Consider the following 11,023-nt stretch of genomic DNA (forward strand, 5'->3'; position numbering starts at 1 on the left):
ACCCTAGGCGTCTCCGCCCGGCGCGCGCTCACGCGCGGGCGGCGTCGACGAACCGGTGCGCCCGGTCGGGCTCGACGGCGTTCCAGGTGTGACCGTCGACCTTGAGCGAGGATCCGACGATGCACCCGTCGACGAGGTCGAGCATCGAGCCGATCGTCTCGGCCCTCGCCCCCGTGTTGAGGATGACGGGCACCTGCTCGGGCACGGCCTCGCGCACCTCGCGGAGCACGTCGAGCGACGGGCCGGCGCCGGCCATCGGGCCGGAGACGAGGATCGCGTCGGCCAGGCTCGAGACGACGGTCGACCGTGCTATCTGCGAGAACGAGCGTCCGCCGATCGGCGACGCGAACTCGGGAGCGACGTTCATGAGCACCGCGACGTCGTCCGCGTCGAGGCGCCGCCGCTCGCGCAGGAGCGCCGCGACATCCGTGTTCCACAGGCCCATGTCGGACTCCCACACGCCGCTGACCACCTCGCGCAGGAAGCTCGCGCCGGTCGCGACGGCGACGGCGAGCGCGATCCGCGCGTCCCAGAGGAAGTCGACGCCGAACGGGATCGCCGCCGGGCGGCACTCGGTCACGACGCGGGCCATGACGGCGGCGGACTCCGGGCCGCCGTGCAGTTCGTAGGGCCGGTCGTTCTCGTTGCAGAACATCACCGCGTCGAAGCCCGCGTCGACCAGGATCTCGACATCGCGGTGCACCCGGTCGATGATCGCCGACACGCCGCCGCCCGCGTCGTACAGCGGCGTCCCCGGCAGCGCGGGCAGGTGCGCCATGGCGATGATCGGCTTGGTCCCCGCGGGGAAGATCGACTGGAAGCGGTTCATGCACTCTCTCCTGCTGACTCGGATGCGGCCGCCGGCGGTTGCACGACGACGACCTGGGCGCCGCGCTCTCGCGCGGCGACGACGGCGGGGTGGTCCGGATGCCCGTCGGTCACGAGCGCGCTCACGACGTCGAGGGGGGCCACCGTGACGAGGTGGACGCGACCGAGCTTCGCGGCGTCGACGCCGACGATCAGGCGCGACGAGGCGGCGAGCGCGGCGCGTTTCACGCTCGCCTCCTGCGGGTGGTACTCGGTCAGTCCGCGCTCGGCGTCGACCCCGGCCACGCCGACGACGAACACGTCGCAGTTGTAGCGGGCGAAGGTCTGCTCGGTGTCGGTGCCGATGAGGCTCAGCTCCCCGGGTCGCACCACCCCGCCGGCGAGGATGACGCGCGTGTCCGGCTCGTCGGCGAGCGTCGTCGCGACCGTGATGCTCGGGGTGAGCACCGTGAGCCCGAGCCCCCGGCCGCGGATCGCCCGGGCGACCGAGGCGACCGTGCTGCCGCTGTCGAGCACGACCGTCTCCCCGGGCTTCAGGAGCTCGACGATCCGCTCGGCGATGTGCGCCTTGCTGTCGACGGCCTGCCCGGCGCGCAGTCCGTAGCTCGGCTCGAACGCCGTGCCGGTCAGCGAGATCGCGCCGCCCGACACGCGGCGCAGCACGCCCTGCTCCTGCAGCGCCTCGATGTCGCGCCGGATCGTCATCTCGCTCACGCCGAACGCGGTCGCGAGCTGCCCGAACGACACCTCCCCGGTGCGGATGACCCGCTCCTCGATGAGCGTTCGCCGCTCTGCCACATCCATCAGGAGGCCTCCTCGCCCGCCGTGCGCATCCGCTCGACCAGAGTGTCGTAGTCGGCCTGCTGCCGGGCGGCGGCCGCCGCCAGGTCGAGGCCGATGACGGTGCCGCGCGACATGATCCACCGTCCCGCGACCATCGAGTCGCTCACCGACGCACCCGACGTGTTGTACACGAGCGCCGACTCGAGCGACTGGGCGCCGATCGGGCCGCGCGGGATGTCGCGCACCGGGATCGCGATGAGGTCCGCCACCGCGCCGGGCGCGAGCGTGCCGTCGAGCGGTCCGGAGTCGATGGCCGCGTGCCCGCCGACCGTCGCGATCCGGAGGATCTCGCGCGCGGTCACCCGGTCCGGCGTCCCCGACGTGAACGCCGCGAGCTTGCCGAGGGTGCGCATCTCCTCGAACAGGTCGGAGCCGGTGTTGTTGCACGGGTTGTCCGTGCCGAGCGCGACGACGACCCCGGCATCCAGCGCCTCGCGCACGGGCGCCGCCGGAGCACCGCTCATCATCGCGACCGACGGGACGACGGTCATCGCCGCTCGCGTGCCGGCGAGCAGCGGCAGCTGGTCGACGGGCACCGTGTTGCAGTGCGCGAGGATCGTCGGAACGTCGAGCATGCCCAGCGCGCGCAGCACCTCGAGCGCGGGGGCGCCGTAGTGCTCCGCGCAGTAGTCGTCCTCCTCGCTCGACGTCGAGAAGTGCACGTGCAGCCCCGCCCCGAGGCGCCGGGCGAGGGCCAGCTCGGCGGCCATCGCCTCGGGCTGGTTGTCCACGAAGTAGGCGTGCGGACCCACCCAGCCGCGCACGAGGTCGTTGTCGGCCATGCTCTCGGCGAACGCCGTGGCGGCGGCGAGCTCGCGGGCCCGCGCGGCATCGTCGCCGAGTTCGACGATCCCCCAGGCGATCCGGGCCCGAAGCCCCGAGGCGATGACGGTCGGAGCGATCCGGTCCGCGTAGAAGTACTGGTCGGCGAACGCCGTCGTGCCGTGGCGGATCATGTCGCCGCACGACACGGCGACGGATGCCGGCACGAGCTCCGGGGTCAGGTGCGCCTCCCTGCTGCGCAGCACGGCGAGGAAGCCCGCCATGGTGAGCAGCGAATGGCCCTCGGCGACGCCACGCATGAGGGACATCGGGGTGTGCGCGTGCGCGTTGACCAGGCCGGGCAGCACCACGGCGGCACCGAGGTCGGTCACGTCGGCCCCGGCCGGACGCGCACCGGTCAGCCGTCCGATCGAGACGATCACCCCGGCATCCACCTCGATCACGCCGGGCGCGTAGACGGTGCCGGGACCGTCGTTGGCGACGACATGGTCGGCGACGATCCAGTGCGTCATCTTCCGTCCTCTCCGGCCGCGAGGATGCGGCCGAGTCGTTCACGATCGACCGCGTCGCGGTCGTAGGGCCCGAGCATCGCGCCGCCGTACATGACGACGACGCGATCGCTGAGCGCCAGGATCTCGTCGAGCTCGGCGGAGACGAGCAGCACGCCGCATCCGTCCGCCCGTGCGCTCGACAGCGCGCGGTGCACGAACTCGATCGACCCGACGTCGAGGCCGCGCGTGGGCTGGTTGGCGAGCACGACCCGTGGCGACCCGGAGAGCTCGCGTCCGATGACGACCTTCTGCAGGTTTCCGCCCGAGAGCGATCCGACGGTGCGCGTCGGGTACCCGCCGCGCACCTCGTAGTCGGCGATGAGCGCCTCCGCGAAGCGCCGACGCGCACGGCCCCGGATGACGCCCCCGCGGCTGAACCGTCGCGACCGGTACGAGGTCGAGACGGCGTTCTCCTCGAGGGTGGCCTGCAGATTGAGGCCCTCGCGCATGCGATCCGCGGCGATGTGGGCGACGCCCGCCCGGCGGACCGCCGCCGGCGAGGCCGCGGTGAGATCGACTCCCGCCAGGCGCACGCTGCCGGCGTCGAACGGTCGCAGTCCGGCGATGCCCTCGACGAGCTCGTCCTGCCCGTTGCCGCTGACGCCCGCGACCCCGAGGATCTCCCCCGAGCGCACCGTGAACGACACGTCGCGCAGGCCCGTGCCGCCCTCGGCGCTCGTCGGCGCCGCGACGCCGGCCACCTCGAGCAGGTCGGCGCCCGCCGGCCTCTCGCTGCGGTCGGCGACGAGGAGCACGTCGCGGCCGACCATGAGGGTGGCGAGCTCGGCATCCGTCGCCGCTCCCCGCGGGAGGTCGGCGACCACCCGGCCGCGGCGCATCACGACGATGCGGTCGGCGACCGCCTGCACCTCGGGCAGCTTGTGCGAGATGAACACGATCGAGCGCCCGGTCGCCGCGAGGGAACGAACCATGGCGATGAGCTCGTCCGCCTCGGCGGGCGCGAGCACCGCGGTCGGCTCGTCGAGGATGAGCAGGCGGGCGTCGGCGGCGAGCGCCTTCAGGATCTCCACGCGCTGCTGCGCGCCGACCGGGAGGTCGGCGACAAGCCGCGCCGGGTCGATCGCGAGCCCGGTCTGGGCGGCGAGCCGGGCGACCTGCCGCTGGGCCGCCGCATCGTCGTAGAACCATCCGCGTCGCGGCTCCCGGCCGAGCAGCACGTTCTGGGCGACCGTGAAGCCCGGCACGAGCTCGAAGTGCTGGTGCACCATGCCCAGGCCATGACGGATGGCGTCCTGCTGGTCGCGGATCTCGACGCGCTCGCCGTCGACCAGGATCTCGCCGGCGTCCGGCGCGTGCACGCCGAACAGCAGGTTCATGAGCGTGGTCTTGCCCGTGCCGTTCTCGCCGATCAGCGCGACGACCTCGCCGGGCGCGACATCGAGCGAGACGTCGGCGACCGCGAGCACGCCGGATGCGGCGAAGTACTTCCGCAGTCCGCGCAGCTCGAGTCGTGGCGTCCCGCTCGATGTCGTCGTCATCTCGATGCTCTCCCCGGGCTCGCGGTCAGCCCTTGAGCCCGAGGGCGGCGCACGCGTCGCTCGTCGGGTCGTTGAGGGCGTCGCAGACCACGATGCTGCCGTCGAGGATCTGCTGCTTGAGGTCGTCGACCTTGGCCGAGAGCGCCGGGATCTGCTCCGCGAGGGCCGCGGGTCCGTGGTCGGCGAAGACGGTCGACCCGTCGCCCCAGGACAGGCCCGACACGCCGTCGGCGAGGCCCGCGGCCACGAATCCGGACTCGAACTCTCCCGCCTGCGCGGCCTTGATCAGGTTGTAGGTGGTCTGGTCGACGCGCTTCATCACCGACACGATGACGGTGCCCGGGGCGTCGCCGTCCTGGTTCGAGTCGACGCCGATCGCGAATTCGCCCTCCTGCTTGGCGGCCGTGAAGACGCCCTGGCCGCTCAAGCCGGCCACCGCGAAGACGATGTCGTCGCCGCCCTGGTAGAGCGCGAGCGCGGCCTCCTGTCCGACGGACGGGTCGGAGAACTCGCCGTTCAGGTAGCTCGGCGTGACCTCGCAGTCGGGGCACGCGGCGAGCACGCCCTGCTTGTACCCGTAGAAGAACTGGTTGAGTCCGGGGTTGTCGATGCCGAGCACGGCGCCGACCTTCTTCGTCGTGGTGAGGCTTCCCGCCACGTAGCCGCCGAGGAAGCTCGACTCGTGCACGTTGATCGAGAACGCCTGCACGTTCTTGGGCAGCTCGTCGACGTAGATGTCGCTCGGCACCCCGAACAGCTGGTCGGGGTTCTCCTTCGCGACGGCGAGCAGGGAGTCGGGGTCGAGTCCCGGCGCGATGATGATGCCCGGGTGGGTGGCGACCGTCGAGCGGATGACGCCCTCCTGCTGCGACACCGACTCCGCCTCGACGACGCGTCCGGTGACGCCGAGCTGCTTCTCGGCGAGCTTCGTGCCCGCGATCGCGGAGTCGATGAATCCGCCGTCCCCCGCTGCTCCGGGGGTGATGAGCGCGTAGCTGAACGCGCCGGCATCCGTGCTGCCGGGGGTGGCCGGCCCGCCCGACGAACAGCCGGCGAGCAGGGTCAGGGCCGCGGCCGCCGCGACGGCGGCGAGCGCGAGTGGTGTGCGGGACATGGGTGTCTCCTCGATCTGGGTCATCGGTCGGAATGGTCAGGCGGTGCGGGTGGAGCGTCGTGCACCGTGCCGACCGGGGTCGGCACGGGGGTCGAGGGGCGGCGGCCGGGCCACCGCAGCGGGATCCGGCTGGAACGCCGCCACAGCCGCGAGACGTCTCGGCGCGACTTCGCGCGGAGCCCGACCACGACGAGGGCGATGAAGGCCGCGCCCTGGGGGATGAACTGGGTGAGGTTCGGCGGCACGTCGAACTGCTGCAGCCGGATCGACGCGGCGCTCGCGAATCCGAACACCGCGGCCGCGGGCGCGACGAAGGCGGGTCGGTTGAGCGCGAGCAGCGCCGCGGTGATGCCGATCCAGCCGCGGTCGCCGCTCATGTTGCGCGTGAACAGGCCGAGGTCGCCGACCGAGAGGAATGCGCCGCCCACGCCGGCGATCGCGCCCGCCGCGACGAGCGCGACGAGTTGCGTGCGCCCGACGTCGAGTCCCGCGGATGCCGCCGCGACCGGGGCTTCGCCGACCGCGAGGAGGTGCCGCCCGCTCCGGGTGCGGAAGTAGAGCGCGACGAGCACGACGAGCGCGCCGCCGAGATAGACGATCCAGTTCAGCCGGGCGAGGACCTGGTCGACGACGGGCAGGTCGGAGAGCACGGGGACCACCACCGGCGGGATGCGGTCGATCCCCGGCGAGTAGGTCCCCACCCCGCCGAGGTAGGAGCGCATGAGATACACCGTCAGCTGCAGCACGAGGATGTTGAGTCCGATCGCGAGCACGACCAGGTCGACGCCGAGCCGGTGGGCGGCGGCCAGGAGCAGGCCGATCAGGGCGCCCGCCGCGGCCGCCGAGGCGACGCCCAGGAGGTTGTTCCCGGTGGCCCCGGCGACGAGGATGCCCACAAACGCGCCGGCGAGCACCTTCGACTCGATGGCGAGGTTGAGCACGCCCGCGCGCGCGCTGATCATCGAGGCGAGGGCGGCGAACAGGATCGGCGTCGTGAGCCGGATGCCGCTGTTGACGAAGTCGGCGATCTCGTTCACGACCGGGCCCCCGGCTTGTGCGCGACCGGCGCGATCGCATCCGTTCCGCCCCGGGCGAGGTCGCGATCGACCCGGCGTCGCGAGATCGTCCGCTCGATGCGCGTGAGCAGCGGGGCCTGTGCGGCGAGGAAGACGATCATGAGCGCGAGCACCGTCGACCCGATCTCCCGCGGCACGCCGAGCACGATCTGCAGCCCGTTGACGGCGCCGACGGTGATGCCGGCGTAGAACACGCCGACGAGGCCGGCGCCGAGCGCGGTCGTGCCGCCCAGGATGGCCGCCGTGAGGCCGGTGAGGCCGGTGCCGTCGGAGAAGCCCTCGATGACGCGGTAGTTGGTGCCGAGCACCTGCACTCCGCCGCCCAGTCCGGCGAGCGCACCGCCGACGAGGCCCGCCCGCAGCACGCTCCCGACGCTCGACATGCCCGAGTAGCGGGCGAACGCGATGGCCTCGCCGCTCATCCGCTGCTCGTATCCGGCCGTCGTGCGGCCGAGGTAGAACCAGACGAGCACGCACGCGACGACCGCGAGCACGAACGCGACGCCGAACTTCGTCGACACGTCGAACACCGGCAGCCGCGCCGACTCGTGGATGGCGTGCGTGTAGCCGACCGTGGACGCCTCGGCACGCAGCGGGTAGTTGACCAGGAAGTCGAGCAGGAGGCCGGCGATCGCGTTGAGGACGATCGTGATGATGAGCTCGTTGACCGCGAGGAAGGCCTTGAGCAGGGCGGGGACGACCCCCCAGAGCGCGCCGACCGCGGCCGCCGCGGCGAGGCACACCACCGGGTCGAGGCCCGCGGGCAGCACGATGCCGTAGCCGGCGACGGCCGCGGCCAGTCCGCCGAGCGCGTACTGGCCCTCCTGCCCGATGCTGAACAGGCCGGTGCGCAGCGAGACGACGGCGCCGAGGGCGCAGAAGATGATGGGCGAGGCGAGGGCGAGCGAGCCGCCCAGGTTGCAGTAGTCCGCGCCGCAGCTGAACCCGGCCTGGATGACGGTGCTCGCCGCGTCGACGGGCGAGCGGCCCAGCGCGGCCACGAGCACCGCCCCGACGACGAGCGCGACGAGCACGGCCGTGAGCGGCAGGCCGACCCGGCGGAGGATGCGCTCGACCCGCTCGCGATTCATGTGCTCGATTGTCACGGGCGCGTGTTGCAAATTCACACACCTGGCGTTTCGCGTGTGTTACAAATTCACATTGCCGTGATCGCGCGCGGGATGCGGATGTCGGTGGTCGCGCGCAGACTGGACGCACCTCATCCGCTGGCCCGATTCCGCGGACGCAGGAATACCGGCGGCGCCGCGAGCGCTGCACCCCATCACGGCCCGCGGCTCCCGCGGCCCGCCCATCCCTATCGACGATCCGAGGACTCCGCTGTGTCGCAGACCGCCCCGACCGCCTCCATCCCCATCCAGGACGGCGCCGCAGCGTCGACCGCCGCCCGCAACCGCCTCGCGATCACGATCCTGCTCGTCTCGACGTTCGTCGTGATCCTCAACGAGACGATCATGAGCGTCGCGCTGCCGACCCTCAAACAGGACCTGCAGATCTCCGAGAGCGCCGGCCAGTGGCTGACCACGGCGTTCCTGCTGACGACCGCCGTGGTCATCCCGATCACCGGCTGGTTGCTGCTGCGCTTCTCGACCCGCCCGGTGTTCATCGCCGCGATGGCGCTGTTCACGGCCGGCACGGCGATCGCCGCGATCGCGCCCGGGTTCACGGTGCTGCTCGTCGGCCGGGTCGTGCAGGCCAGCGGAACGGCGATCATGATGCCGCTGCTGTTCACGACCGTGCTCACCCTCGTGCCGGAGGCGAGCCGCGGCCGCGTCATGGGCAACATCTCGATCGTCATCTCGGTCGCCCCCGCGCTCGGCCCGACGATCTCCGGCGTCGTGCTCCAGACCCTCGGCTGGCGCTGGATGTTCATCGTCGTGCTGCCGTTCGCGATCGCGGCCCTCGTGCTGGGCGCCGCGCGCATCCCGAACGTGAACGAGCCGGGCCGCGCGCCGCTCGACGTGCCGAGCGTCGTGATCTCGGCCTTCACGTTCGGCGGCCTCGTCTACGGCCTGAGCGAGGCCGGGCTGGTCTCCAGCGGGCAGGCGCCCGCGAGCCTCGTCGTCGGCCCGCTCGTCGTCGCCGTGATCGCGCTCGTGCTCTTCATCGGACGCCAGCTGCGGCTACAGCGCACGGATGCCGCCCTGCTCGACCTGCGCACGTTCCGGTCGCGCACGTTCGCGGTCTCGATGGGCATGGCCGTCGTCGCGATGATGTCGATGTTCGGCGCGCTCGTGCTGCTGCCGCTCTACCTCGGCTACGTACTGCGGGTGCCGGAGATCGTCATCGGGCTCGCGGTGCTGCCCGGCGGCCTCGTGCTCGGGCTGCTGGCGCCGTTCGTCGGCCGGCTCTACGACCGGGTCGGACCCCGTCCGCTCGTCATCGCCGGGTCGATCGCCGCGAGCTCCGCGCTCTGGCTGATGGCGACGCTCCTCGGCCTCGACAGCCCGCTCGCGCTCGTCGTCGGGCTGCACGTGCTGCTGTTCGTCGGCCTCGCGCTCATGTTCACGCCGCTGTTCACGGCGGGGCTCGGCTCGATCCCGCCGCACCTGTACTCGCACGGCAGCGCGATCCTCGGCACCATCCAGCAGGTCGCCGGCGCCGCGGGCGTCGCCGTGTTCGTCACGGTGCTCGCGGGCTTCGCGGGCGACACCTCGCACGGCGTCGCCGACGTGGCGACGTACGCGCAGGGCATCAACGCCGCCTTCCTCGTGGGCGCGGTGCTGTCGATCGCGACGATCGTGCTGGCGTTCTTCCTCAAGCGGCCCGTTCCCGCCGAGGGCGGGGCGCCGGTGGTCGCCCACTAGACGCGGCCCGCGTGCGTCGCGGCCGACGTCACCCAGCTCAGCCGGCCGCACCCCGGCGGCCCGCGTGCGTCGCGGCCGACGTCACCCAGCTCAGCCGGCCGCGACGGGTGCGACCGTCATCCACGGCGTCGTCGAGTCGCAGGCCGGAACGTCGGCGGCGGCGAGCACGCCGACGAACGAGTGCGGCGGGTACACCCGGTAGCCGTCGCCCTCGACGACCGGGCAGGCGTCGCCGAGCGGACCGCCACCGCCCGCGATGTTGACGCTGCGCAGGCGCGCGATCGCGATGCCGCCGTGCGCCGCGAGCGTCACGGGCGACGGCTCGCCGGCCGGCTCGCGGTCGGCCGGAACGCCGAGCTGCTCGCCGTCGCCGCCCACGACGCTCACGCCCGGATAGCCGGCGAGCACGCAGTCGGCGGCGCCGGTGTTCGTGAGGACGATGTCGGAGTACACCGAGCCCGCGGCCGCGTCGCCCGGGCGCACGCTCACGGCGAGCACCGCGTCCGCGCACTGGCCGTCGGGCGCGTCGGGGTCGACGCTCGACGGCGCGGACGGCGTCGGCGACCCGTCGGACGCGCCCGGCGAGCCCGGCGCACTCGAGCCCGGCGCGGTCGAGCCCGGCGCGGTCGAGGTGCCGCCGGTGCCGTCGCCGGACGAGCATCCGGCGAGCAGCCCCAGCACGGCGCCGGAGCCGAGCACGACGGAGGCGAGCAGCACGGGCACGGGAGCGGAGCGGGCCATGGCCGCGACGGTACGCGCGGGGGCGGGGGCAGCGCGCCCGCCCCGATGACCCACAGAGCGCTCACCGATCGCGCGCAGGACGTTGCCAGGTCGCCGCACACCTGCCACGGTGTGCACATGCTCGCTGACGTCGCGACCGAGCTGTACGGACTGACGCCCGACCGGTTCACGGCCGAGCGCAACCGCCGGGCGGGCGAGCTGCGCGGCTCCGACCGGGCGCTCGCCGACGCGGTGCGAGCGCTGCCGAAGCCCTCGACCTCCGCGTGGCTCGTCGACATGCTCGTGCGCCACCGGCCGCCGCTCGTGGCGGAGCTGCTCGCCCTCGGCGCGGCGATGCGCGAGGCGCAGGCGGACCTCGACGAGGTGACGCTACGGCGCCTCGGCCACGACCGCCGCCCGCTCGTCGGCGCGATCGCGCGGGAGGGTCTCGCGGTCGCCGAGCAGCTCGGCCACCCGGTCGGCGCGGGCGCTGCGGCGGAGGTCGAGGCGACCCTGCAGGCGGCGCTCGCGGATGCGGACGCGGCATCCGCCGTCGCCTCCGGCCTCCTGGTGCGGGCGCTCGCGCCGGGCGGATTCGATCGCGTCGACCTCGACGGCGCGGTCGCCGTGCCGGGCGTCGTCGGCCCGGGTGCCGCCGGCGCGGGCGCTGATGCCGATGCCGGCGCCGGCGGGGCGAGCGCGGCATCCGCTCGCGAAGCGGCGGCCCGCGCCGCGCGGGCCGCCCGGGACGCCCAGCGCGCGGCCGACCGGGCGGAGCGCGCCG

At 73.3% G+C, this 11,023-nt stretch carries 9 protein-coding genes and 1 pseudogene; 2 read left to right on the forward strand and 8 right to left on the reverse strand.

Features of this window, described 5'->3' with window-relative positions:
- Nucleotides 1-28: 28 nt before the first annotated feature.
- Genes QT381_RS14445 through QT381_RS14475 form a run of 7 tightly spaced genes read right to left on the reverse strand, consistent with a single transcriptional unit; the run spans nucleotide 29 to nucleotide 7,785 of the window.
- On the reverse strand, nucleotides 29-829 hold the full coding sequence (locus tag QT381_RS14445) for a BtpA/SgcQ family protein (RefSeq protein ID WP_289249740.1): 801 nt from the start codon (nucleotides 827-829) through the stop codon (nucleotides 29-31).
- On the reverse strand, nucleotides 826-1,632 hold the full coding sequence (locus QT381_RS14450) for a DeoR/GlpR family DNA-binding transcription regulator (RefSeq protein WP_289249741.1): 807 nt from the start codon (nucleotides 1,630-1,632) through the stop codon (nucleotides 826-828). Before QT381_RS14450 ends, QT381_RS14445 begins: the two co-directional genes overlap by 4 nt.
- Nucleotides 1,632-2,966, reverse strand: a complete 1,335-nt coding sequence (locus QT381_RS14455; protein WP_289249742.1) for an amidohydrolase family protein — start codon at nucleotides 2,964-2,966, stop codon at nucleotides 1,632-1,634. Before QT381_RS14455 ends, QT381_RS14450 begins: the two co-directional genes overlap by 1 nt.
- A complete protein-coding gene (locus QT381_RS14460; RefSeq protein ID WP_289249743.1) occupies nucleotides 2,963-4,504 on the reverse strand; it encodes an ABC transporter ATP-binding protein in 1,542 nt (513 codons plus the stop codon). The genes QT381_RS14455 and QT381_RS14460 overlap by 4 nt, the downstream gene beginning before the upstream one ends.
- Before the next feature lie 25 nt (nucleotides 4,505-4,529).
- On the reverse strand, nucleotides 4,530-5,618 hold the full coding sequence (locus tag QT381_RS14465; RefSeq protein WP_289249744.1) for a BMP family ABC transporter substrate-binding protein: 1,089 nt from the start codon (nucleotides 5,616-5,618) through the stop codon (nucleotides 4,530-4,532).
- 20 nt (nucleotides 5,619-5,638) lie between these two features.
- Nucleotides 5,639-6,655, reverse strand: coding sequence for an ABC transporter permease (locus QT381_RS14470; RefSeq protein WP_289249745.1), 1,017 nt, complete (start codon nucleotides 6,653-6,655; stop codon nucleotides 5,639-5,641).
- Nucleotides 6,652-7,785: an ABC transporter permease gene (locus QT381_RS14475; protein WP_289249746.1), complete on the reverse strand. Its 1,134-nt coding sequence runs from the start codon at nucleotides 7,783-7,785 to the stop codon at nucleotides 6,652-6,654. The genes QT381_RS14470 and QT381_RS14475 overlap by 4 nt, the downstream gene beginning before the upstream one ends.
- Nucleotides 7,786-8,034: 249 nt before the next feature.
- On the opposite strand from QT381_RS14475, the gene QT381_RS14480 reads away from it, so the two are divergent.
- Nucleotides 8,035-9,519, forward strand: coding sequence for a DHA2 family efflux MFS transporter permease subunit (locus QT381_RS14480; RefSeq protein WP_289249747.1), 1,485 nt, complete (start codon nucleotides 8,035-8,037; stop codon nucleotides 9,517-9,519).
- A gap of 90 nt (nucleotides 9,520-9,609) precedes the next feature.
- Here QT381_RS14480 and QT381_RS14485 read toward each other — a convergent pair whose 3' ends face one another.
- The gene (locus QT381_RS14485; protein ID WP_289249748.1) at nucleotides 9,610-10,260 is read right to left on the reverse strand and encodes a DUF4232 domain-containing protein; all 651 of its coding nucleotides are present in this window, start codon (nucleotides 10,258-10,260) and stop codon (nucleotides 9,610-9,612) included.
- A gap of 117 nt (nucleotides 10,261-10,377) precedes the next feature.
- Here QT381_RS14485 and QT381_RS14490 point away from each other — a divergent pair.
- Nucleotides 10,378-11,023, forward strand: a pseudogene (locus QT381_RS14490) (hypothetical protein); the annotation flags it as partial.

Origin of the sequence: Galbitalea sp. SE-J8 (assembly GCF_030345695.1) — a bacterium.
GTDB lineage: Bacteria > Actinomycetota > Actinomycetes > Actinomycetales > Microbacteriaceae > JAUASV01.